This window comes from Streptomyces sp. BL1 (assembly GCF_057628045.1).
On record NZ_JBXYWZ010000002.1, the window covers coordinates 2,709,471 to 2,731,005 of the forward strand.

Sequence of the window (21,535 nt, forward strand, 5' to 3'; positions counted from 1 at the left end):
AACCCCACCCGCCGGACACGCAATCAGCTGAGGTGGGAAAGGGGTGGGGCCCGCTTCGCACTGTGGGGCCAGCGCCCCACCCAGGTGTGGGCGGCGGTCCGCCCAGAGGGCGGGACGGGCGGGCACACCGGACCGCACCCGCGCAGGGAACGCACCCCCGCACCCAGCCCACGCGCACCCGCGCCCCGATGAGGGGCTGCCCGGACAGGAGCCGCCCCGCAAAGGCCCCGCCCCGCAGGGGCGTTACGCGCCCGCCAGGGCCTCAGTAGTCGACCTGGAACATGTAGCGGCGCTGGTCAAGGTCATGACCCCGCACCGCCTCATAGTGATGCGCCAGCCGCGCAGCAAGCGTGTTCAACGCGATCGCACTGACCTCCCCCCGTACCGCGTCCGGAACCCCGCCCAGCGCCAGCGACTTCGTGTCGATGTAGTGCGCCTTCTTGGTGTACTTGTCCAGGAAGGTCTTCGCCCGCTCCGCCATCGGCCGGGTGCCGTCCTCGCCGAGCATGAGGATCACGGGCTGGTCCTCGGTGACGACCTCGAAGGCGCCGTGGAAGAACTCACCGGAGTGGTAGCTGCCGCCGTGCTTCCACTGCATCTCCATCAGGTAGCACATCGTGAAGCCGTACCCGGCCCCGTAGTTGGGGCCGCCGGACAGTACGTACGTGACGTCCTCGTCGGCCAGCGCGGCGGCGATCGAGTGGCACAGGTCGTCGGTCTCCTGCTGCGCCGCGTACAGCGCCTCGGGCAACGCGTCGTAGGCGGCGGCCAGTTCGGCGTAGTCCCGTTCGACGCCGGTCTTCTCCAGCAGGGCGTGGCCGAGCTGCCCGAACAGGACGTGCTTGGGCGCGGACACGGTGTCCTCGCTGCCGTACGTGAAGGCGGTGTGCGCGGCCTTGGCGAGCGCACTGTCGGGGCTGCGGGTGACGGCGGCGACCGTGGCGCCGGCCTCCCTGGCGAACTCGGCGGCCGCCACGGTCTCCTTGGTGGACCCGGTGTGCGAGGCGACCACAACCAGCGAACCCTCGCCGAGCAGCGCCGGGTTGCGCAGCTGGAACTCGGCGCTGTTCATGTGGAAGACGGGGAACTGCGCCTGCGTCTCCAGCATGTGGTGCACGGCGTACGAGGCGACCAGCGAGCCGCCGCAGCCGACCAGGAACACATTGCGCAGCCCGGTCGGCGAGGAGACGACTTCGTCGGCGAACGTACGGGCCGCCTCCCGCTGTCCGAGCGCGAAGGCGACGGTCTCGCGGAAGTCCGGATTGATGGGCTTGAGCGGCAGCGTTGCGGTGGTCACGCGGTTCCTCTCTCCAAGGCTGACGACGGCCCCGGCCCGGCGGCCGGGGATTCCCGCAGACGGCGGGAACGTTCCCACAAACAGGCCGAGTTGACGCTTGGGAACGTTCCCACTCGGCGATGCTGGGAACCTTCCCACCGCTGTCGTCAGGGCGTCAATACCCGTGCACCCGCGCCCTGTCGGCCGTCACTCCCGATAGCCTGTGAGCGCCATGACCACTCACCGCAGCCGACGCCCCGCGACCATTCCCGACGTCGCGCGCGAGGCGGGCGTCTCCCGCTCGACCGCCTCCCGCGCGCTCGCCGACTACGGCTCCGTCAGCCCCGCCGCACGCGAACGCGTGCGCGCCGCGGCGGAAAAGCTCGGCTACGAGGCCAACCAGCTGGCCCGCAGCATGATCACGGGGCGTACGCACACGCTCGGCGTCGTCGTCGCCGACATCCAGAACCCGTTCTTCGCCGGCGTCACCCGCGGCATCACCGACACCGCGCGGGCCGCGGGCTATCAGGTGCTGCTGGCCAACACGGACGAGGACCTGGAGGCGGAGCGCTCGGCGGTGAAGATGCTCCGCGAAAAGCACGTCGACGGCATCGTGATCGCCCCCGCCTCCCCCTCCGAGACGGCCCATCTGTCCGCGCTGCGCGAGAGCCGCTGCCCCGTCGTCCTGCTCGACCGCGACGTCCCCTCCCTGGAGGCGGACACCGTGACGGTCGACAACCGCGGCGCGGCGGAGGACGCCGTACGGCGCCTGCTCGACGCGGGGCACCGCCGGATCGGCATGGTGACGCTCGGCGGCGGCGGCGAGGACGCCCCCGCCGAGGGGCCCCCGTCGCAGATCTCCACGGGCGTCGACCGCGTGGAGGGCTTCCGGAGTGCGCTGCGTACGGCGGGAGTTGACGACCCCGACCGGTACGTACGGGTGGGCACGCACGGCCAGGACCCGGCGTTGCTCGCGGCCGAACTGCTGCGGCTGCCGGACCGGCCGACGGCCCTGTTCACCACGGACAGCATGATCGCCCTGGGCGCGCTGACCGCCCTCCAGGACGCGGGGCTCGCCGTCCCCGACGACCTCTCGCTCGTCACCTTCGACGACGCGGACTGGACCCGGATCATCCGCCCCCGGCTCTCGGTCGTGGCCCAGCCGGTCCAGGACCTCGGCGCGCACGCGGTACGGGCGCTCATCGCCCGCGTGGAGGACGACGCCGAGGCCGCGCCTCAACACACGGTCCTGGACACGACGTTCGTCGAGCGCGATTCGGTGGCCGGTCCGCGCGGGTCGTGAAGGGGTGGTGCGTCGTAATGGTCGTTCAACGAACGTTACGACGCACGACCCCACGACAGGTGACGAAACGCTGACGGAACCTCCCGAAGCCTGGCCCTCCGCAGGAGCCCGTGCTCGACTCACAGTGTGGACAAGGGACATGACGCGGCGGGTGCGGAGGGCCGGGGCGCGCCCGTGGGGCGGCGGGTGGTGCTCGGGATGGCTGTCGCGGGGGTTGCGGGAGTCGCCGCGGCGCCCGCGCTGCAACGCGCGTACGACAGCACCGTGGGCGCGCTGGCGCAGAAGGACCCCACGGGGCTGACCGGTCTCGTGCCGGCGGGCGGCGGCTTCCGGTACTACTCCGTCGCCGCCTCCGTGGAACGCAAGAGCGCGGCCGGCTACCGGCTCACCGTGGACGGCCTGGTGGAGCGTCCCGCCCGCTACCGGCTCGCCGAGCTGCGCGCGATGCCGCAGACCCGGCTCGTACGGGATGTGCAGTGCGTGACGGGGTGGCGGGTGCCGGAGACGCCGTTCGAGGGCGTACGGCTGTCCCGGCTGCTGGACGCCGCGGGGGTGCGGCCCGGAGCCGGGGCGGTCCGTTTCACCTGCTTCGACGGCACGTACAGCGAGAGCCTCACGCTCGAACAGGCCCGCAGAGACGACGTGTTGGTGGCCCTGCGCATGCAGGACAAGCCGCTGGGACACTCGCACGGCGGCCCGGCACGGCTCTACGTGGCGCCGATGTACTTCTACAAGTCCGCGAAATGGCTGTCCGGCATCACCGTCACCCGGCGGGCGCGTGCGGGCTACTGGGAGATGCGCGGATACGACGTCGACGCCTGGGTCGGCCGCTCGAACGGACGCGACGATGCGCCGACGGAAGTCTGACCCCGCGGCCCCGGTCCGCGTACGGCGGTTCACGCCCGCGCAGCGCTGGGTGCACCGGGCCACGGCCACCCTCATGGCCGTCTGCGTGCTCACGGCGGGCTGCCTCTACCTGCCGTTCCTCGCCGAACTCGTCGGCCGGCGCGCGCTGATGGTCACCGTGCACGAGTGGTCCGGCATCCTGCTGCCCGCACCGCTGCTGCTCGGCCTCGCCTCCCGCGCGCTGCGCGCGGACCTCACCCGCCTCAACCGGTACGGGCCGCACGACCGCCGCTGGCTGCGTGCCGCCGTGCGCCGCGAGCGGTACCAAGAGGCCCGCCCCGCCGGGAAGTTCAACGCCGGACAGAAGGTGTACGCGGCGTGGATCGCGGGGGCCGTGCTGGTGATGGCCGGTACGGGGCTGCTGATGTGGTTCACGCATCTCGCGCCGCTGGTCTGGCGTACGGGGGCTTCCTTCGTGCACGACTGGCTGGCGCTCGCGATCGTGATCGTCGTCGCGGGGCATGTGGGGATGGCGTACGGCGACCCGGAGGCGCGCCGCGGCATGCGGACCGGGTCGGTACGCGCCGACTGGGCGGAGCGGGAACACCCGCTGTGGAAGCCCGACTCCAGCGCTTCGCCGCCGCCCCCGGCCTCGCCGGCAGACCCCGAGCCGACGCCTCCGGCCTCGCCGGAAGACTCCGCGCCGACGCCCCCGTCCTCGCCGGCCCCAGCGGTCCCGCCGGCCGGATCGCCCGGTTCCGCCGGCCCCGCGCCTCCGCCCGGCGCTCAGCGCGAGCGGTGAAGCCGGGGCCGGGCGGCGCCGGGCCTCGGCCCGTCATGCTGAAGTCCCCCTCCCCCGTGCGCACTTGAATACCACCCGCACAGTATTGCCCGCGTGTCTTGACCGGATTGCCCGCGTGTCTTGACCGGCCGCCTTCGCAGCGCGAAATCTGTGCAGGCCGACGCGCCCCGGGAGCCACGGAACCCCGGCGCACCGCCGCTCGACCCAGAGGTGAAGCACAGTGCCGTCCACCACCCCCGCCACCGACGCCCCGCCGGCCGCCACGATGCGCGGTGTCTTCCTGCCCGGCGACAGCACTACGGAGACCCGTGAAGTGCCCGTTCCCGTACCGGGCCACCGTCAAGTCCTGCTGCGCGTCCGCGCGTCCACCATCTGCGGCAGCGACCTGCGCGCCATCTACCGCGAGCACCTGGGCACCGGGCCCGAGGCGTACCAGGGCGTCGTCGGCGGGCACGAGCCCTGCGGCGAGGTCGTCGCCGTCGGCCCCGGCTGCCGCGGCACCCGGCCCGGGGACCGGCGCGTCGTCTACCACATCAGCGGCTGCGGCCTGTGCGACGAGTGCCGCCGCGGCTACCGCATCGGCTGCGTCTCGCCCTCCCGGCAGGCGTACGGCTGGCAACGCGACGGCGGCCACGCCGACTTCCTGCTCGCCGAGGAGGACGACCTGATCCCGCTCCCCGACGCGCTCAGCTTCCTCGACGGGGCGTGCGTGGCCTGCGGTTTCGGCACGGCGTACGAGGCGCTGCGGCGTGCGGACACCGGCGGCGCGGACACCGTGCTGATCACCGGGCTGGGCCCGGTCGGGCTCGCCGCGGGGCTGCTGGCCCGCGCCCTCGGCGCGCCCCTCGTCGTTGGCACGGACATCTCACCGGAGCGCCGCGAACAGGCCCTCGCCATGGGCGCGGTGCAGCACGCCGTCCCCGGTACGGACCTGCCCGCGCTGCTCGGCGACGGCGCGCACGTCGCCGTCGACTGCTCCGGCAGCGGTGCGGGGCAGCTCACCGCGCTGCGCCACACCCGGCGTTGGGGCCGCACCGTCATGGTCGGCGAGGGCGGCACCCTCACCACGGACGTCAGCCAGGACCTGATCCACCGCCAGATCACCCTCATCGGCTCCTGGGTGTGCAGCACGCAGCGGATGGCGGAACTCCTCGACAACCTCGTCCGCTGGAACCTCCACCCGGACCACATCGTCACCCACCGCTACCCCCTCACAGAAGCAGCCGCGGCCTACGAAGCAGCCGACACGGCAACAGGCGGCAAGGTCGCCCTGACCATGGACGGCACAGGCCGGCCCCCGGGGTGACGGCCGCGCGCATGCGAAGAGGGGCGGCCCCGTCATCACGACGGGGCCGCCCCTCTTGCTGTGGAACTCGGGTGTCAGCCTTCGACGCCGAGCTTTTCCAGGATGAGTTCGCGGACGCGGGCCGCGTCCGCCTGGCCGCGGGTGGCCTTCATGACCGCGCCGACCAGCGCGCCGGCCGCCTGGACCTTGCCGCCCTTGATCTTCTCGGCGATGTCCGGGTTGCCCGCGAGGGCCTCGTCCACCGCCGTGCCGAGCGCGCCCTCGTCGGAGACGACCTTGAGGCCGCGCTTCTCGACGACCTCGTCCGGCGTGCCCTCGCCGGCCAGCACACCCTCGATGGTCTGCCGGGCCAGCTTGTCGTTCAGCGACCCGTCGGCGACCAACGCGCAGAGGCGGGCGACGTGTTCGGGCGTGATCGTGAGGTCGGCGAGCTCCACGCCGTCCTCGTTGGCACGGCGGGCCAGCTCGCCCATCCACCACTTGCGGGCCGAGGCGGAGTCCGCGCCCGCGTCGATGGTGGCGACGATGAGACCGACCGCGCCGGCGTTCAGCGCGGACTGCATCTCGTGCTGCGAGATGCCCCACTCCTCACGCAGCCGGTTACGGCGCACGCGCGGCAGCTCCGGCAGCCCGGCACGCAGCTCCTCCACCCACTCGCGCGGCGGCGCCACCGGCACCAGGTCCGGCTCGGGGAAGTAGCGGTAGTCCTCGGCGTTGTCCTTGATACGGCCGGACGTCGTCGAGCCGTCCTCCTCGTGGAAGTGCCGCGTCTCCTGGACGATCTTGTCGCCCGCGTCGAGCACCGCGGCGTGCCGCTGGATCTCGAAACGGGCCGCACGCTCCACGCTGCGCAGCGAGTTGACGTTCTTCGTCTCGCTGCGGGTGCCGAACTCCGCCGTGCCCTGCGGGCGCAGCGACAGGTTCACGTCGCACCGCATCTGGCCCATCTCCATACGCGCTTCGGAGACACCGAGGGCCTTGATGAGCTCGCGCAGCTCGGCGACGTACGCCTTCGCCACCTCCGGGGCCCGGTCGCCCGCGCCCTCGATCGGCTTGGTGACGATCTCGATCAGCGGGATGCCCGCGCGGTTGTAGTCCAGCAGCGAGTGCGAGGCGCCCTGGATACGGCCGGTCGCACCGCCGATGTGGGTCGACTTGCCGGTGTCCTCCTCCATGTGCGCGCGCTCGATCTGGACCCGGAAGATCTCCCCGTCCTCGAGCTGGACGTCGAGATACCCGTCGAAGGCGATGGGCTCGTCGTACTGCGAGGTCTGGAAGTTCTTCGGCATGTCCGGATAGAAGTAGTTCTTCCGGGCGAAGCGGCACCATTCGGCGATCTCGCAGTTCAGCGCGAGGCCGATGCGGACCGCGGACTCCACGCCGGTCTCGTTGACCACCGGCAGCGCGCCGGGCAGGCCGAGACAGACGGGGCAGACCTGGCTGTTGGCGCCGGCGCCGAGCACCGTCGCACAGCCGCAGAACATCTTCGTCTTGGTGCCGAGCTCGACATGGACCTCCAGGCCCATGACGGGGTCGTAGGACTGCAGCGCGTCCTCGTACGACACCAGTTCAGTGACGGTCACGGAAACGTAAGCCTTTCTCTTCCGCGTGCGACCACGACGTCGGTAACCGTCGTCAGTCCGCGAGAACGTCGTCGTCGCCCATCCGCCGCAGCTCGCGCACGAGGAGCGCGACGCCGGTGGCGATGGCGGCGGCCGAGACGGCCGCGTCGAGCAGCTGCAGCTTGTCACCCTCGCCGCGGGCCTTCTTGACCTGCTTGGCGACGCTGACCGCGCTGAACAGCGAGGTGCCGATGGACAGGTACGTGCCGGGCTTCGACTTCTTGAAGTCCTTGGCCTTGTTCAGCTTTCCACTCACAGCGACGGTGCCTCCTCGAGCAACGGGTGTCCCCAACGTGCCTGGTAGGCGGTCTCGACCGCCGCACCGACACGGTAGAGACGGTCATCTGCCATGGCGGGGGCGATGATCTGCAGCCCCACCGGAAGCCCGTCCTCGTCGGCAAGCCCGCAGGGCAGCGACATGGCGGAGTTGCCCGCCAGGTTGGACGGGATGGTGCACACATCGGCGAGATACATCGCCATCGGGTCGTCGACGCGCTCCCCGATCGGGAACGCCGTGGTCGGCGTCGTCGGCGAGACGATCACGTCGACCTGGTCGAAGGCCTTCTCGAAGTCCCGCGTGATGAGCGTGCGGACCTTCTGCGCGCTGCCGTAGTACGCGTCGTAGTAGCCGGAGCTGAGCGCGTACGTGCCGAGCATGACGCGGCGCTTCACCTCGTCGCCGAAGCCGGCCTCGCGGGTCAGCGCGGTGACCTCCTCGGCGGAGTGCGAGCCGTCGTCGCCGACGCGCAGCCCGTACCGCATCGCGTCGAAGCGGGCCAGGTTGGACGAGCACTCCGAGGGCGCGATCAGGTAGTACGCGGCCATCGCCTTGGTGAACGACGGGCAGGACAGCTCGACGATCTCGGCGCCCAGCTCGCGCAGCAGCTCGACGGAGTCGTTGAAGCGGGCCATCACGCCCGCCTGGTACCCCTCACCGCTGAACTCCTGCACGACACCGACCCGCAGGCCCTCGACGCTGCCGTTCCGCGCCGCCTCGACGACGTCCGGGACGGCCTGGTCGATGGACGTGGAGTCCTTCTCGTCGTGCCCGGCGATGACGGAGTGCAGCAGCGCCGCGTCCAGCACCGTACGGGCGCACGGCCCGCCCTGGTCCAGGGAGGAGGAGAAGGCGACCATCCCGTACCGGGACACCCCACCGTACGTGGGCTTCACGCCGACGGTGCCGGTGACGGAGGCGGGCTGCCGGATGGAGCCGCCGGTGTCGGTGCCGATGGCGAGCGGCGCCTCGTACGAGGCGAGGGCCGCGGACGAGCCGCCGCCGCTGCCGCCCGGAATGCGGGTCAGGTCCCACGGGTTGCCCGTCGGCCCGTACGCGCTGTTCTCCGTCGACGACCCCATGGCGAACTCGTCCATGTTGGTCTTGCCGAGGATGACGACGTCGGCGTCCTTCAGCTTCTGCGTCACCGTCGCGTCGTACGGCGGGATCCAGCCCTCGAGGATCTTCGAACCGACCGTGGTCGGCACGCCCTCGGTGGTGAAGATGTCCTTCAGCGCGAGCGGGACGCCGGCCAGCGGGCCGAGCTTCTCGCCGCGGGCGCGCTTCTCGTCGACCTCGCGGGCCTGGGCGAGCGCGCCCTCGCGGTCGACGTGCAGGAAGGCGTTGACCTTCTCGTCGACTGCGGCGATCCGGTCCAGGTGCGCTGCCGTGACCTCCACGGCGGACACCTCACCGGACGCGATCTTCTCCGCGATCCCGGCGGCGGTGAGCTTGATGATGCTCTCGGTCGAGTCGGTCATGGCGGTCACTCCTCCCCCAGGATCTGCGGCACCTTGAAACGCTGCTGCTCCTGGGCGGGCGCCCCGGAGAGCGCCTGCTCGGGCGTCAGACCCGGACGCACCTGGTCCGGACGCATGACGTTGGTGAGCGGCAGCGGGTGGGACGTCGGCGGTACGTCCTCGTCGGCGACATCGGAGACGGTGGCGACCGCTCCGATGATGTCGTCGAGCTGTCCGGCGAAGTGATCGAGCTCTTCGTCCTTCAGCTCCAGACGCGCCAGCCGGGCGAGGTGGGCGACCTCCTCGCGCGAGATGCCAGGCATGCAGCGATCCTCTGGGGTGAGTGTTGGCTTTTCCGCCCCAATCCTATGGGGGCTCCAACCCTACGGGGACTCCGAGCCTATGAGGGACGGGGCAGCGCCCGGGACGTCCCCTCTGCACGGCGCCCCCGCCGGGTGACGTCGCACGCGAGGGCGCAAACCCGCGTGACCGTACGGGCCGCGGGGACGGTGCGGGGGAGGCTGTTATGTTGACGTCCGACTGTCAGGGGGGTTTCCGGTGAGACCGGCAGAAGAGTCCGGGCCGCTGCGCCCGGTGACCCGCTCCCGGCTGTACGAGCAGGTGATCGCGCAGCTGAGGGAGCACGCGGAGGCGGCGGGGCTGCGCCGCGGCGACCGGCTCCCTTCGGAGCGGGAACTGGCCGAACGGCTCGGCATCAGCCGCGCGTCGGTCAAGCAGGCCATCGTGGTGCTGGAGGTCCAGGACCTCGTGGAGATCCGGCACGGCGGCGGCACCTATCTGCTGAAGGACAGTCTCGCCGCGGAGCCCGTCGCGACGCTGGTGGACCGGCGGCGCCGGCTGCCCGAGGTACTGGACGCGCGCGAGGCGCTGGAGGCGAAAACCGCCGAACTGGCCGCCGTACGGCGCACGGACGAGGATCTGCGCCGCATCGACGAGGCGCTGGAGACCATGCGGGCCGAGGTGGAGGCCGCCGCCGGCTCCGGCCCGGACGGCCGCTCCGGCTCCGACGGCGCAGGCACCGCCGACAGTCCCGGCAGTCCCGGCGAGGAGGGCGACCGGCTCTTCCACGCCTCGATCACCGCCGCCGCGCACAGCGAACTCCTCGCGGAATTCATGCGGGAGATAGCGGACCGGATCGCGGAGAGCCGCCACGAGTCGCTGCGCGAACCCGGCCGGCCCGCCACGTCCCTGGCCCAGCACACCCGGATCGCCGACGCCGTACGGGCCGGCGACCCCGATGCGGCGGTCGCCGCGATGCGCGAGCACCTCGCGACGGTCCGGCACGTACGGCTGCTGAACTGGCAGCCGGAGTAGGTCTCTTCGGCCGCGGCCCGGCCAATCACCGCTGCTCACCGGCGTTCACCGCCGTTCCCCCGCGCTCACGGGCGCAACAAAGGGTGCTGTCCGCACCGTTGACACCACGGTGCGCCGAGCTCAAAGTGGGCTAGCCAGTGAGCCACCCACGTCTGCCGCGCGACACCGGAGTCGCGTCCTCGGCGGTGGAGTTCAAGGAGGACAGGGCAGCGTGTCACCCGAGCTGATATCCATCGCGGCGCTGGTCGTCGCCTTCGCCCTCGCCACCGTGCTCTCCGTGAACATGGGAGTGCTCGCCTTCGCCGCGGCGTTCCTCGTCGGGCGCCTCGCGGGAGGGATGTCGGACGACGACATCTTCGCGGGCTTCCCCGGCGACCTGTTCGTCGTCCTGGTCGGCGTCACCTATCTGTTCGCCATCGCCCGCGCGAACGGCACGACGGACTGGCTCGTCGACCGGTCCGTACGGCTCGTCGGCGGCCGCGTCGCGGTCATCCCCTGGGTGATGTTCGCGATCGGCGCGCTGCTGACCGCCATCGGCGCGGTGAGCCCCGCGGCGTGCGCGATCGTCGCGCCCATCGCCCTGAACCTCGCGCACCGCTACCGGATCCGGCCGCTGCTCATGGGCGCGATGGTCGTCCACGGCACGCAGGCCGGAGCGTTCTCGCCGATCAGCGTGTACGGCACGATCGTCAACGGCGTCGTCGACAAGAACGACCTCCCCGGCGGCCCGCTGACCCTCTTCCTCGGCTCCCTGGTGGTCAACTTCCTGATCGCCGCGGTCGTCTACGTCCTCTTCGGCGGCCTCAAACTGCTCCGCGAGGAACGGGCGGCGAGGGCCGCCGCGGCGGGCGGCGTGCGGACGGGGGCGGCCGCGTCGGCTGCCGTACCGACGGCGCGGTCCGCCGGCGGCGCGGCGGGCGAAGCCGGAGCCGGAGCCGGAGCCGGAGCCGGAGCCGCGACGACGGTGCGGCCCACGGACGCCGCACGCGGCGGAGCCTCAGGCGACGCGGACACCGGGGCCGACGGAGAATCCGGGCCGGCCGGCAGTGACGGCACATCAGCAACCGTCGGCGGGGCCGCCGTTGACAGCGGCGCCCCGGGCACCGAAGGCGCCATGCGGCTGGACCGGGACCGGTCGTTGACGCTGGCGGGGCTGGTGGCCCTCGTCGTCGGGGCGCTCGCGTTCGACCTCGACGTGGGCCTCATGTCGCTCACCATCGCCGTGCTGCTGAGCTTCGTGTCGCCCGCGACGTGCCGCAAGGCCCCCTCCGAAGTGGCCTGGCCCACCGTGCTCCTGGTGTGCGGCGTCCTCACGTACGTGGCCGTGCTGGAGTCGATGGGCACCATCGACTACGCCGGGCACGCCGTCGCCGGCATCGGCATCCCCCTCCTGGCCGCGCTGCTGCTCTGCTACATCGGCGCGATCGTCTCCGCCTTCGCCTCCTCCACGGCCCTCATGGGCGCCCTCATCCCGCTCGCCGTCCCCTTCCTGCAGGACGGCAGCGTCGGCGCCGTCGGCATGGTCACCGCGCTCGCCGTCGCCGCCACCGTCGTCGACGTCAGCCCGTTCTCCACCAACGGCGCGATCGTCCTCGCGAACACCCGGAGCGAGGAACGGGACGCCGTCTACCGCCAGTTGCTGATCTACGGCGGCGTCATCTGCGCCGTCGTCCCCTTCCTCACCTGGCTCGCCTTCGTCCTCCCCGACACGGTCTGACCTCCGCCGAGATGTGGGCCCGCGCCCCGCCCCGGTGTGGGCACGCGGTCCGCCAAGGGGCGGAACGGGTGGGCACACCGGACCGCACCCGCGCAGGGTTCCGCACCCCGCACCCAACGCACGCGCCCCCACGAGGGGTTGGCCCCAGACCCGCCCCTACCCGCTTCTTCCAGGGCTCCGCCCCTGCCCCCAGCCCTGCCCTGCGGGCAGGAAAAGGAGTACCGGGATGCCGCCCAGGGCCCCGGCCCGCCGGCGCGGAGGCCCGGAAAGAACGGGGCTCCGCCCCGGACCCCGGCGGGGCTCCGCCCCGTACCCGCCCTACGGGCGGGAAAAGAAGGGGGCTGCCGCCCCGCCACCACTGACGCAAAGGAGCCCCGCCATGCCGCACCCTGGTCACCCCGCACCGCGCCCGGCCGGCGACGACGGAGTCGCGCGCAGAAGGTTCCTGGGTGCCGCGGGCGCACTCGGCGCCGGGCTGGCGCTCGGCACCACCCGTACGACCCCGGCCGCCGCCGCGACCACCGAGCATCCCGAGGAGAACCCCATGCCGACCGGCCAGGACACCTCCGACATCGTGTCCCTCGACGCCCTCGCCCTCTCCCGCGCCATCCAGCGCCGGGAGGTGACCTGCGCCGAGGTGATGACGGCGTACCTGGACCACATCGACCGCGTCAATCCGCACGTCAACGCGCTCGTCGGGATGCGGGACCGGGACGCCTCGATGGAGGAGGCGCGGGAACGCGACCGGCAGCTGGCCCGCGGCACCTCGCTCGGCTGGATGCACGGCCTCCCGCACGCCGTGAAGGACCTCGCCGCGGCCAAGGGCCTTCCGTGGACGGAGGGTTCACCGCTCTACGCCGACCGCGTCGCGGACCACGACGACCTCCACGTACGGCGTATCAAGGCGGCCGGGGCGATCGTCATCGGCAAGACCAACGCACCCGAGTGGGGCCTCGGTTCGCAGACGTACAACAAGGTGTGGGGCACCACCGGCGGCGCGTACGACCCGGACCGCACCGCGGGCGGCAGCAGCGGCGGCGCGGCCAGCGCGCTGGCGACGCGGATGGTGCCGGTGGCCGACGGCAGCGACTACATGGGCTCCCTGCGCAACCCCGCCGCCTTCAACAACGTCTTCGGCATGCGCCCCACCTGGGGCCGCGTACCGGCGCCCGGCTTCGTCGCACAGCTGGCGGTGCTCGGCCCGATGGCCCGTACGGTGCCCGAACTCGCCGCGCTGCTCGGCGTGATGGCGGGCCCGGACGACAGCGCCCCGCTGAGCATCGACGACGGCGCCGACTTCAGCCGCCCGCCCGGCCGCGGCCACTTCAAGGGTACGAAGATCGCGTGGGTCGGCGACTGGAAGGGCCGGCTGGCCACCGAACCGGGCGTCCTCGACGTGTGCCGCGAGGCCTTCGGGCCGCTGCGGGAACTGGGCTGCGAGGTGACGGAGGCGCTGCCGGACTTCCCCGCCGAGGAGATCTGGCAGACGTTCCTGAGCTGGCGCTGGTGGGACAACCTCTCGCTGAACGAACTGTACGAGGACCCCGACAGGCGGAAGCAGTTGAAGCCCGAGGCGGTGTGGGAGGTCGAGCACGGGCGGAAGATGAGCGCGCTCGACGTACAGCGCGCCGTGGACGCGCGGAACCGCTACTACGAGGCCGTGCTGCGGCTCTTCGACACGTACGACTACGTGCTGGCGCCCTCGGCGCAGGTGTTCCCCTTCGACAAGACCGTGCACTGGTCGAAGGAGATCGACGGCCGCCGGATGGACACGTACCACCGGTGGATGGAGACGGTCGCGCCGTGGTCCCTGACGGGGCTCCCCGCGATCGGCATGCCGGCCGGCTTCGACGGCCGCGGCCTCCCCATGGGCGTCCAGCTCATCGGCCGCCACGGAGCGGACGCGTCCTTGCTCCGCCTGGCCGCGTCCTACGACACAACCTGCGGCGGCTGGACCCACAAAAAGCCGGCGCTCCTCGGCTGAGCGCGGCCCGCCGAGGTGTGGGCAGCTGGTCCGCCCGAGGGGCGGAACGGGTGGGCACACCGGACCGCCAGCCGCGAGGTCTGTCCCCACGCACGCAACGTCCGCGCCACGGTGAGGGCTTGGCCCCGGACCCGCCCCTACCCGTTTCTTCCGGGGCTGCCGCCCCGGACCCACGCGCTGCGCGCGCAATTGGGGCTCCGCCCCGCCGGGCGGGGCGCGGAACAGGCGGGGGGGTGCCCCCTCACGCCCGCCGCGCGGGGAAAGCCAGAGGCCGGGCCACATCGCGGGCCCCGCCCGGTGTCAGTCCGCTGAGGCCGAGACCGAGGTGTCGGGCTCGGGGTCGTGGGAGGGGGTGCCGGTTCCCTCGGGGAGCTGCGCCGGCGCGACGCCCCGCGCGCGGAGCCACGCCGTGGTCTCCCCGGGCGGCATCGCCGCGGCGACCAGCCACCCCTGCACCGCGTCGCACCGCAGATCCCGCAGCCGCTCCCACGTCTCGTCGTCCTCGACGCCCTCGGCGACGACCAACAGGCCCAGGGAGTGCGCCAGATCGACCGTGCAGCGCACGATCTCCGCGTCCTCGTTGTCCACCGCGAGCCGCGCCACGAACGAGCGGTCGATCTTCAGCTCGCTCACCGGGAGCCGCCGCAGATGCACCAGCGACGAGTAGCCCGTACCGAAGTCATCCAGCGACATCTTCACGCCGTGCCCGGTCAGCCCGGCCAGCGTGTCGGCCGCCTGCTGCGGGTCCTCCAGCAGCACATGCTCGGTGATCTCCAGCTGGAGCGCCCCCGCGGGAACGCCGTGCCGGGCGAGCCGGGCCGCTATCGCGCCGGCGAAGCCGGGCGAATACACGTCGCGGGGCGAGACGTTGACGGCGACGGGCACGGTGAGCCCCGCGGCCCGCCAGCGGGCGATCTGCGCGAGGGCCGTCTCCAGTACGTACTCCGTCAGCCTCGGCATGAGACCGGACGTTTCCGCGAGGGCGATGAACTCGTCCGGCGGGACCCGCCCGCGCTCGGGATGCACCCACCGCACGAGCGCTTCGAGACCGGCGACCGCGCCGTCGAAGCGGACCTTCGGCTGGTAGTGCAGCTCGACCTCGCCCGCGTCCAGCGCGCGCCGCAGGTCGGCCAACAGGCCCAGCCGGTCGGGGGTGTTGCCGTCCCGGGTCGCCTCGTACACCTCGACGCCGGAGCGTTCGCGCTTCGCCTCGTACATGGCGACGTCCGCGCGCCGCAGCAGCCCCTCCGCCTCCCGCGCGTGGTCGGGGAAGACGGCGACGCCCGCGCTGGCCTCCAGGACGAGGGTGAGCCCGTCCAGGTCGAGGGGGGAGCCGAGCGCGGCCACCAGGGAGCGGGCGACGCGCTGCGCGCTCGTCGTGGAGTCGGCCACGGGCAGCAGCACCGCGAACTCGTCGCCGCCCAGCCGTGCCGCCTCGGCACCGCGTGGCAGCGCCGTCCGCAGCCGTTCGGCGATCTGCAACAGCAGCCGGTCACCGGCGAGATGGCCCAGCGTGTCGTTGACCGCGCGGAAACGGTCGAGGTCGATCAGCACCAGGGCAGCGCGCGCACCCGTACGGTCCGCCTCGTCCAGCGCGGACCAGGTGCGCTCCAGCAGCCACTGGCGGTTGGGCAGCCCGGTCAGCGGGTCGCGCAGCTGTTCCTCCGCGCGGATGCGGGCGATCCACAGCGTGGAGTCCAGCGCGATGAGCGGCACCGCGAACAGCGGGAGCAGCAGCGGCTGGTGGACGGCGACGACGGCGATGAGCGGTGATATGCCCAGCAGTGCGACGCCGACCATGCCGTGCCGCAGCAGCGCCGTACGGAACGCCGTGGGCAGCCCGGACGCGTGCGGGTGGAAGGAGAACCACTGCAGCGTACGGGTCGTCAGCAGATAGGCCCCGGCGGCGAGGACTATCGCGGGCACCGCCATGGGCGTCCAGCCGTCGGGCACCCAGGGCTCCTCCACGGAGGGCCTGTTGCCGAACACGGCGAGCACGAGGGCCGCCGCGCCGGTGCCGAGGATGTCGACCGATCCGTGCACCACGGCCTGCCGCCAGTGGTGGCGTCGCGCGGCGCCCACGAGGAGCACCACCGCGAGGCTGACCAGTACGGCGGGGATCCAGCCGAACAGCAGCAGGATGGCGAGTGTGAGGGCGGCGCCCGAACCGGTGCCGCCCCACCACCGGTCTCTGCCGAGGGCGACGAGATGGCCGACGATGATGCCGGTCAGGACCGCGAAGGACCAGCCGACGCCGTCGTCGGGGAAGAGGGCGTGACTCTGCTGCAGGACCCGGAAGACGCCGGCGGCGAGCGCGAGGCCCGCCACCACGACGACGATCATGGGGAGTCCCGGTATCCGGAGCGCCGCGGCCCGCTGCAGCCAGGACATGTCCTCTGTGCCGGCGGGGGCCGCTGCCGTGCTGGTGCTGGTACCCATCCCTTGATATGTGCCCGTGGCAGTGGACGTGTACGTCCCCACACGCGTGGAACCCTTGGAACCCGTCCTCCCGACCGCCGCCGGGGAGGGCAGGCGGGAGTACGGGGGGCGCCGGCCCCCGGGGGTTTCCTGCATGCCCGTCCCTCTCGCTGCCGTTCAGGTGTGCCCGTCCTCGCCACGACAGGCTCCGTCTTCAACAGTAGGCCGCAGACGGCTGCCAGGGGCAGCGATCGGCAGTGGTCGCACCGATGCGATCCGGCCGATCTGCGTCAACTGGCTTACACCGTCGGGTGGATGTGAGAAGCCGGTGACGAAGCCCTGTACGAACAGCGGTGCCGGTGTGGACAGTTGGTGCACGCCCTCACACGGCCGTGCCGTCGCCCCCGGCTACTCCCCCTGCTCCTCCTGGGGATTGACCGCGGCCTCCCTCGCCGCGTCCGGTCCCCGGTCGAGCAGGACGGCGAATCCGGCATCGTCCAGAATCGGCACCTTCGCCTGAACCGCCTTGTCATATTTCGATCCGGGGTTGTCACCGACAACCACAAAACCGGTCTTCTTCGAAACAGACCCGGTGACCTTCGCGCCGCGCTGCTGGAGCGCCTCCTTCGCGGCGTCCCGGGTGTAGGTCTCCAGCGTCCCGGTGACCACGACGGTCACACCCTCCAGCGGCCGCGGCCCCTCGTCCTCCCCGGCCTCTTCCTCCATCCGCACCCCGGCGGCCCGCCACCGCTCGACGATGTCGCGGTGCCAGTCCTCCGCGAACCACGCCTTCAGGGACGCCGCGATGGTCGGACCGACGCCCTCGGTGGCGGCCAGGGTCTCCTCGTCGGCCTCGGCGATCCGGTCCAGCGAGCGGAACCCGCGGGCCAGCGCCTCGGCGGCCACGGGGCCGACATGACGGATCGACAGCCCGGTGATGATGCGCGCGAGCGGCCGCTCCTTGGCAGCGGCGATGTTCTCCAGCATGGCCGTGGCGTTCTTCCGGGCCTCGCCCTGCTGGTTGGTGAAGGGCGTGGCGACCTTCTCCTCGCCTGTCTCCGGATCCCGCTTCGGCAGTCCGCTGTCCTGGTCCATCACGTACGCCTTGATGGGCAGCAGGTCCTCGACGGTGAGGTCGAACAGGCCGCCCTCGTCCCGCAGCGGCGGCTCGGACGGCTCCAGCGGCTGGGTGAGCGCGGAGGCGGCGACATATCCGAAGTGCTCGATGTCCAGGCACTTCCGCCCCGCCAGATAGAACAGCCGCTCCCGCAACTGCGCCGGGCAGGACCGGGCGTTGGGGCACCGGAGGTCGATGTCGCCCTCCTTCATCGGGCGCAGCTCGGTCCCGCAGTCCGGGCACACGGCGGGCATCACGAACTCCCGCTCGCTGCCGTCCCGCAGATCCGCGACGGGCCCCAGGATCTCCGGGATGACGTCGCCGGCCTTCCGGAGCACGACGGTGTCGCCGATGAACACGCCCTTGGACTTCACCACTTCCTGGTTGTGCAGGGTGGCGAACTCGACCTCCGACCCGGCGACGGTGACCGGCTCGACCACCGCGTACGGAGTGACCCGGCCGGTGCGGCCGACGCCGACGCGGATGTCGACCAGCTTGGTGTTGACCTCCTCCGGCGCGTACTTCCAGGCGATGGCCCAGCGCGGGGCGCGCGACGTGGAGCCGAGCCGGCCCTGCAGCCGGATCTCGTCGACCTTCACCACCACGCCGTCGATCTCGTGCTCCACGGAGTGCCGGTGCTCGCCGTAGTACGCGATGAAGTCCCGCACGCCCTGGACGCCTTCGACGACCCGGGCGTGCGGAGTGGTCGGCAGCCCCCACCCGCTGAGCAGGTCGTACGCCTCCGAGAGCCGACCGATGTCGAACCCGGAACGGGCGCCGATGCCGTGCACCACCATGTGCAGCGGCCGCGTCGCCGTCACCTTGGGGTCCTTCTGGCGGAGCGAACCGGCAGCGGCGTTGCGCGGGTTGGCGAAGGGCTTGTCGCCCGCCTCCACGAGGCGCTTGTTCAGCTCCTCGAAGCGCTCCATCGGGAAGAAGACCTCCCCGCGCACCTCGACCAGCTCCGGCACCCGGTCGCCGGTGAGCCGCTCGGGGATGTCCGCGATGGTGCGCACGTTGGGCGTGATGTCCTCGCCCGTCCGTCCGTCACCGCGGGTCGCCGCGCGGGTGAGCCTGCCGTGCTCGTACGTGAGGTTCACGGCGAGGCCGTCCACCTTGAGCTCGCACAGGAAGTGGTAGGGCACGCCGTCCAGTTCGCGCGCGATCCGGTCGGCCCACTCCCCCAGCTCCTCGTCGTCGAAGGCGTTGTCCAGGGAGAGCATCCGCTCGCGGTGCTCGACCTCGGTGAACTCCGTCTCGTACTGCCCGGCGACCTTCTGGGTGGGCGAGTCCGGCGTGACCAGCTCCGGGTGCTCGGCCTCGACGGCCTCCAGATCCCGCAGCAGCCGGTCGAACTCGGCGTCGCTGACGACGGGGGCGTCCTTGACGTAGTACCGGAAGCGGTGCTCCTCGATCTGCTCCGCCAGTCGCGCGTGACGCTCCCGTGCCTCCGCCGGCACCGCCGGCTGCTCCCCCTGCTGCTGACCAGCCACCGTCTCTTGTCCTCCCGCTCCTCAGGCCGTTTCAGGGCCGCTACTCAGGGTTGTCAGCGAGTGATCTCGCGGCCCGGACGCAGTGCGCCAGCACCGCGCGGGCATACGCGGGCGAGGCGCCCGCCAGCCCGCACGACGGGGTGACCACGACGGACTCCGCGAGGAGCGCCGGTGACAGCCCCAGCCTGCGCCACAGCGACCTGACACCACTGACGCTACCGGCAGGGTCCGACAATGCCTCCGTGTTGTCGCCGTCGCCGGGTACGACACCCGCGAACAGCGCGGTTCCGCCCTCCACGGCCTCGCCGATCTCCTCGTACAGCTCGGGGACTTCGCGCTCCGTGAGGATCGAGGCGTCCACCGAGATGCCGTCCGCCCCGGCGCGCCGCAGCAGCCCGAACGGCACCTCGGCCGCGCACGAGTGCACGACTGTGCGCCCGTCGTGCACCGCCAGCAGGTCCCGCAGCGTGCCCTCGACGACGGCACGGTCCACCGAGCGGTGGGTGCGGTAGCCGCTGGCGGTCCGCACGCTGCCGCGCAGCACGTCCGTCAACGACGGCTCGTCCAGCTGCAGTACGACGTCGGCGCCCGGCACGCGGCGGCGTACGTCGGCGAGGTGCGCGGCGAGCCCCTCGGCGAGCGAGCCGGCGAGGTCCCGGCACGCGCCCGGATCGCCGAGCATCGCCTCGCCGTTCCGCCGCTCCAGCAGCGTGGCCAGCGTCCACGGGCCGACGGCCGACACCTTCAGCGCGCCCTCGTACCCCTGGGTGAACTCCTCCAGCGCGTCCAGGTCTTCACCCAGCCAGGCACGCGCCCGCCGGGTGTCCCGGCCCGGCCGGTCGCTGATCCGCCAGCCGCTCGGCTCGACGTGCGCGTACAGCTCGCTGAGCATGCCGATGGTCCGCCCCGCCATGTCGGAGCCCGGCCCGCGGGCCGGCAGCTCCGGCAGGTACGGGAACGACTCCAGGGCTCCCGTGACGGTCTTCGCCGTCTCCCTGACGTCCTCGCCGGGCATCGAACCGATACCGGTCGCCGCGGCGGACGGCCAGGGGAACTCCCGTGCCGCCACGCCGTCAGCCGCCCGGCCGTACGGACAGGTCGGTCACTTCGGAGCCCCGCGGCAGGTCCAGCGCGGTCAGCACCGTGGTGGCCACGGCGTCCGGCGAGATGAACTTCGCCGCGTCGTACTCCTTGCCCTCCTGCCGGTGCACCTTCTCCTGCATCGGGGTGGCGGTGCGGCCCGGGTAGACGGAGGTGACGCGGATCCCGTTGCCGCCCTCCTCGGCGCGCAGCGAGTCGGCGAGCGCCTTCAGCCCGTGCTTGCTCGCGGCGTACGCGCCCCACTCGGGGTTGGCGCGCAGCCCGGCGCCGGAGTTGACGAAGAGCACGTGGCCGTGGGCGAGCCGGAGTTGGGGCAGCAGCAGCCGGGTGAGCTCGGCGGGGGCGACGAGGTTCGCTGCGAGGGTGGACTGCCAGACCTTGGCGCTGGTCTCCTCGACGCTGCCGAGCTCGACGACGCCCGCGACGTGGTGCAGGGAGTCCAGCTGCCCGGGGAGGTCCTGGTGGCTGAGCGCCCAGGACAGCCGCTCGGGTTCGCCGAGGTCGCCGACGAGCGTACGGGCGCCCTCGAACCGTTCGGCCAGCTCCTTGGCGCGGCCCGCGTTCCGGGCCAGCAGCCAGAGGTCGTCGCCGCGCTTCAGGAGCCGTTCCGCGAGAACGGCGCCGATGCCGGATCCGGCACCGGTGATCAGATGTGTAGCCATCCCCCCATGTTCTCGCACACCCGCTGTGGGCAGCTGGTCCGCCCTGGGGGCGGAACGGGTGGGCACAGCGGACCGGCACCCGCCAGGTCTGTCCCCCACGCACACGACGTACGCGCCGCGTGTACGGGGCACGCCCGCTGTACGGCCCGCGCCTGCGTGGGGGGCGGGGTGCGGAGCCCTCGCGGGTGCGGTCCCGGTGTGCCCACCCTCCCCCAGCTACCGCTGGGAGGTGCCCCCTCCGCCCCTGCGGGACGACTGCCCACACCGGGGCTAGTCCTCCGTAAGGAGCTCCACCGCTTCGCGGCCGTCGTCGGCGAAGGCGACAAGGTCGCTCAACGGGATCGGCAGGAAGCCGTCCTCTTCCATGCGGGCCAGCTGCCACTTGAGGCCGTCGTAGAAGCCGGCCGTGTTGAGGAGCACGACCGGCTTGGAGTGCATGCCGTGCTTCTTCAGCTCCAGGATCTCCGTGGCCTCGTCGAGCGTGCCCGTACCGCCGACCATCACGACGATCGCGTCGGCCCGCTGCAGCATCATCGCCTTCCGCTCGGCGAGATCCGCGGCCACCGTCATCTCGTCCGCGTTCTCGCGCGCCTTGGCCGCGAGGAACTCCACCGAGATGCCGACGAGCCGGCCCCCGCCGCTCTGCACGCCGTCCGCGAGGACCTTCATCAGCCCCGTGTCGGAGCCGCCCCACACGAGCGTGTGCCCCCGCTTGCCGAGCAGCTCGGCGAACTCCCTGGCGGGTTCCGTATAGGTGTCACTGAGCTCGGCGGCGGAACAGAAAACGCAGATGTCGGCCATGCCCGGAACTCTATG

16 protein-coding genes and 1 pseudogene are annotated in these 21,535 nt (G+C 72.3%); 7 read left to right on the forward strand and 10 right to left on the reverse strand.

Annotated features, from left to right (window positions below; translation table 11 throughout):
- Positions 1-262: 262 nt before the first annotated feature.
- Positions 263-1,297 carry an SIS domain-containing protein gene (locus AC3AGO_RS11850; protein WP_487820126.1) on the reverse strand — a complete coding sequence of 345 codons (1,035 nt, stop codon included), beginning with the start codon at positions 1,295-1,297 and terminating at the stop codon, positions 263-265.
- Between the two features lie 211 nt (positions 1,298-1,508).
- Between AC3AGO_RS11850 and AC3AGO_RS11855 the strand changes: the two genes are divergently transcribed.
- From AC3AGO_RS11855 to AC3AGO_RS11870, 4 genes and pseudogenes are all read left to right on the forward strand, one after another.
- Positions 1,509-2,579, forward strand: a complete 1,071-nt coding sequence (locus AC3AGO_RS11855) for a LacI family DNA-binding transcriptional regulator (protein ID WP_487820127.1) — start codon at positions 1,509-1,511, stop codon at positions 2,577-2,579.
- A 198-nt stretch (positions 2,580-2,777) separates the two neighbouring features.
- The gene (locus tag AC3AGO_RS11860; protein WP_487824624.1) at positions 2,778-3,446 is read left to right on the forward strand and encodes a molybdopterin-dependent oxidoreductase; all 669 of its coding nucleotides are present in this window, start codon (positions 2,778-2,780) and stop codon (positions 3,444-3,446) included.
- A pseudogene (locus tag AC3AGO_RS11865) lies at positions 3,427-4,047 on the forward strand (cytochrome b/b6 domain-containing protein); the annotation flags it as partial. The gene AC3AGO_RS11860 and the pseudogene AC3AGO_RS11865, both read left to right, overlap by 20 nt.
- Positions 4,048-4,447: 400 nt before the next feature.
- Positions 4,448-5,533 (forward strand): zinc-dependent alcohol dehydrogenase family protein, encoded by a 1,086-nt coding sequence (locus AC3AGO_RS11870; RefSeq protein WP_487820128.1) that lies wholly within the window; start codon positions 4,448-4,450, stop codon positions 5,531-5,533.
- A 74-nt stretch (positions 5,534-5,607) separates the two neighbouring features.
- On the opposite strand, the gene gatB is transcribed toward AC3AGO_RS11870, so the two are convergent.
- Genes gatB through gatC form a run of 4 tightly spaced genes read right to left on the reverse strand, consistent with a single transcriptional unit; the run spans position 5,608 to position 9,215 of the window.
- Positions 5,608-7,116: an Asp-tRNA(Asn)/Glu-tRNA(Gln) amidotransferase subunit GatB gene (gene gatB, locus AC3AGO_RS11875; protein WP_487820129.1), complete on the reverse strand. Its 1,509-nt coding sequence runs from the start codon at positions 7,114-7,116 to the stop codon at positions 5,608-5,610.
- Positions 7,117-7,168: 52 nt separating this feature from the next.
- On the reverse strand, positions 7,169-7,411 hold the full coding sequence (locus AC3AGO_RS11880; RefSeq protein WP_487820130.1) for a hypothetical protein: 243 nt from the start codon (positions 7,409-7,411) through the stop codon (positions 7,169-7,171).
- Positions 7,408-8,913 (reverse strand): Asp-tRNA(Asn)/Glu-tRNA(Gln) amidotransferase subunit GatA, encoded by a 1,506-nt coding sequence (gene gatA / locus AC3AGO_RS11885; RefSeq protein ID WP_487820131.1) that lies wholly within the window; start codon positions 8,911-8,913, stop codon positions 7,408-7,410. The genes AC3AGO_RS11880 and gatA overlap by 4 nt, the downstream gene beginning before the upstream one ends.
- A 5-nt stretch (positions 8,914-8,918) precedes the next feature.
- Positions 8,919-9,215 carry an Asp-tRNA(Asn)/Glu-tRNA(Gln) amidotransferase subunit GatC gene (gatC, locus tag AC3AGO_RS11890; RefSeq protein WP_487820132.1) on the reverse strand — a complete coding sequence of 99 codons (297 nt, stop codon included), beginning with the start codon at positions 9,213-9,215 and terminating at the stop codon, positions 8,919-8,921.
- Positions 9,216-9,450: 235 nt separating this feature from the next.
- On the opposite strand from gatC, the gene AC3AGO_RS11895 reads away from it, so the two are divergent.
- From AC3AGO_RS11895 to AC3AGO_RS11905, 3 genes are all read left to right on the forward strand, one after another.
- Complete coding sequence (locus AC3AGO_RS11895) at positions 9,451-10,227, forward strand: FadR/GntR family transcriptional regulator (RefSeq protein WP_487820133.1); 777 nt, start codon at positions 9,451-9,453, stop codon at positions 10,225-10,227.
- 211 nt (positions 10,228-10,438) lie between these two features.
- The gene (locus tag AC3AGO_RS11900) at positions 10,439-11,944 is read left to right on the forward strand and encodes an SLC13 family permease (RefSeq protein ID WP_487820134.1); all 1,506 of its coding nucleotides are present in this window, start codon (positions 10,439-10,441) and stop codon (positions 11,942-11,944) included.
- 379 nt (positions 11,945-12,323) lie between these two features.
- A complete protein-coding gene (locus AC3AGO_RS11905) occupies positions 12,324-13,928 on the forward strand; it encodes an amidase (protein ID WP_487820135.1) in 1,605 nt (534 codons plus the stop codon).
- Positions 13,929-14,228: 300 nt separating this feature from the next.
- On the opposite strand, the gene AC3AGO_RS11910 is transcribed toward AC3AGO_RS11905, so the two are convergent.
- The 5 genes from AC3AGO_RS11910 to AC3AGO_RS11930 all read right to left on the reverse strand — a co-directional run bounded on the left by AC3AGO_RS11910 (position 14,229) and on the right by AC3AGO_RS11930 (position 21,520).
- On the reverse strand, positions 14,229-16,319 hold the full coding sequence (locus tag AC3AGO_RS11910) for a putative bifunctional diguanylate cyclase/phosphodiesterase (protein WP_487824625.1): 2,091 nt from the start codon (positions 16,317-16,319) through the stop codon (positions 14,229-14,231).
- Between the two features lie 435 nt (positions 16,320-16,754).
- Complete coding sequence (gene ligA / locus AC3AGO_RS11915) at positions 16,755-18,956, reverse strand: NAD-dependent DNA ligase LigA (RefSeq protein WP_487820136.1); 2,202 nt, start codon at positions 18,954-18,956, stop codon at positions 16,755-16,757.
- 40 nt (positions 18,957-18,996) lie between these two features.
- Positions 18,997-20,025: a methionine synthase gene (locus AC3AGO_RS11920; RefSeq protein WP_487820137.1), complete on the reverse strand. Its 1,029-nt coding sequence runs from the start codon at positions 20,023-20,025 to the stop codon at positions 18,997-18,999.
- A 4-nt stretch (positions 20,026-20,029) separates the two neighbouring features.
- The gene (locus AC3AGO_RS11925; protein WP_487820138.1) at positions 20,030-20,719 is read right to left on the reverse strand and encodes an SDR family oxidoreductase; all 690 of its coding nucleotides are present in this window, start codon (positions 20,717-20,719) and stop codon (positions 20,030-20,032) included.
- Positions 20,720-20,989: 270 nt separating this feature from the next.
- Entirely contained in the window at positions 20,990-21,520 is a 531-nt protein-coding gene (locus AC3AGO_RS11930) for an LOG family protein (RefSeq protein WP_487820139.1), read from the reverse strand.
- Positions 21,521-21,535: the final 15 nt, after the last annotated feature.

Bases quoted from the DNA above. Each gene is read 5' to 3' on its own strand.
- AC3AGO_RS11855 (WP_487820127.1), top strand. From the start codon at position 1,509: ATGACCACTCACCGCAGCCGACGCCCCGCGACCATTCCCGACGTCGCG.
- AC3AGO_RS11860 (WP_487824624.1), top strand. From the start codon at position 2,778: ATGGCTGTCGCGGGGGTTGCGGGAGTCGCCGCGGCGCCCGCGCTGCAA.
- gatA (WP_487820131.1), bottom strand. From the start codon at position 8,913: ATGACCGACTCGACCGAGAGCATCATCAAGCTCACCGCCGCCGGGATC.
- gatC (WP_487820132.1), bottom strand. From the start codon at position 9,215: ATGCCTGGCATCTCGCGCGAGGAGGTCGCCCACCTCGCCCGGCTGGCG.
- AC3AGO_RS11905 (WP_487820135.1), top strand. From the start codon at position 12,324: ATGCCGCACCCTGGTCACCCCGCACCGCGCCCGGCCGGCGACGACGGA.
- AC3AGO_RS11910 (WP_487824625.1), bottom strand. From the start codon at position 16,319: ATGTCCTGGCTGCAGCGGGCCGCGGCGCTCCGGATACCGGGACTCCCC.
- AC3AGO_RS11925 (WP_487820138.1), bottom strand. From the start codon at position 20,719: ATGGCTACACATCTGATCACCGGTGCCGGATCCGGCATCGGCGCCGTT.
- AC3AGO_RS11930 (WP_487820139.1), bottom strand. From the start codon at position 21,520: ATGGCCGACATCTGCGTTTTCTGTTCCGCCGCCGAGCTCAGTGACACC.